1 protein-coding gene is annotated in these 1,897 nt (G+C 67.2%); it reads left to right on the plus strand.

Annotated features, from left to right (window positions below):
* Positions 1–1,897, plus strand: a 1,897-nt coding sequence (locus AC1DYD_RS41310) for an Ig-like domain-containing protein (RefSeq protein ID WP_478178479.1), incomplete at both ends; no start/stop codon positions are given.

Below are 1,897 nucleotides of genomic sequence, written 5' to 3' on the forward strand. Positions count from 1 at the left end.
GATCGCGGGCGACGGCGTGATCAACGCCGCCGAGGCCGAAGCCCTGGTGGTGAGCGGAACGACCACGAATGTGGAAGACGGCCAGACGGTCACGCTGACCTTCAGCGACGGCGTGAACAGCGTGGTGGTCACGGCCTTCGTCAACGGTGGTGTGTGGACGACCTCGGCCGCCGATCTCGGTGGCTTGACCAGCGGCACGATCACGATCACGGCGGAAGTCAGCAACGCAGCTGGCAACCCGGCGAGCGACAGCGACAGCGCCGTGCTGGAAATGACGCCACCATCGACGCCGGTCGTTAACGAGAACAACGGCAACGGCCTGGGCGGCACGGGCGAAGAAGGCAGCACCGTGGTCGTCACCGATGGTGGCGGCAATGTCGTGGGCAGCGCCGTGGTGGATCCGGATGGCAACTGGCGCATCGAACCGAACCCGCTGCCGGAAGGCGAGCCGGGCACGATCGAGGCGATCGACGAGTCGGGCAACAAGTCCGAGCCGGTCGAGATCGTGGGCGGTGACCAGACCGATCCGACGACGCCTGTGGTGACCGAGAACAACGGTGGCGGCCTGGCCGGCACCGGCGAAGAAGGCAGCATCGTGATCGTCACCGACGGTGGCGGCAATGTCGTGGGCAGCGCCGTGGTGGATCCGGATGGCAACTGGCGCATCGAACCGAACCCGCTGCCCGAAGGCGAGCCGGGCACGATCGAGGCGATCGACGACTCGGGCAACAAGTCCGAGCCGGTCGAGATCGTGGGCGGTGACCAGACCGATCCGACGACGCCTGTGGTCAATGAGAACAACGGCGGTGGCCTGGCCGGCACCGGTGAAGAAGGCAGCATCGTGATCGTCACCGACGGTGGCGGCAATGTCGTGGGCAGCGCCGTGGTGGATCCSGACGGCAACTGGCGCATCGAGCCGAACCCGCTGCCCGAGGGCGAGCCTGGCACGATCGAGGCGATCGACGAGTCGGGCAACAAGTCCGAACCGGTCGAGATCGTGGGCGGTGACCAGACGGCGCCCGTCATCGGCGTCGAGATCGTCAGCGATGCCAACAACGATGGTGTCATCAGCGGCCCCGAACTGGGTGCCGGCATTCAGGTCAAGGTGAGCCTGGTCTCCGGCGCAGCGGCCGGCGACGTGATCGCCGTGACGGATGGTGCCAACACGGTCAACGTCACGCTGGGCGCGGCCGACGTGACCAACGGCTTCGTCATCGTGAGTCTGCCGACGCCGGCCGATGGCGCGACGCTCAACGTGAGCGCGACCAGCACCGACCTGGCGGGCAACGTCTCCGCTGAGGCGACGGACTCGGCTGTCCTCGACATCACGCCGCCGACGGCTCCGACCATTGCGGTCGACGCCATCACGGCAGACAACGTGATCAACAACGCGGAAGCGGGTGCGACCGTGGCGGTGAGCGGTACGACCACCGGCACGCAAGCGGGTGACGTGGTCACCTTGGTGATCAACGGCGTGACCTACAGCGGCACCGTGGACGCAGACGGCGCCTGGAGCATCGACGTACTTGGTTCGGATCTGGCCGCAGACGCCGACACCACGGTCGAAGCCAGCGTGGTGACCCGCGATACGGCTGGCAACAGCGCCAGCGGCAGTGCTTCGCACGCTTACGGCGTCAGCTCGACGGTACCCACCATCACGGTGGGCGGCCCGATCGCGGGCGACGGCGTGATCAACGCCGCCGAGGCCGAAGCCCTGGTGGTGAGCGGAACGACCACGAATGTGGAAGACGGCCAGACGGTCACGCTGACCTTCAGCGACGGCGTGAACAGCGTGGTGGTCACGGCCTTCGTCAACGGTGGTGTGTGGACGACCTCGGCCGCCGATCTCGGTGGCTTGACCAGCGGCACGATCACGATCACGGCGGAAGTCAGCAAC

This window comes from Variovorax sp. P4_B11, assembly GCF_056402355.1.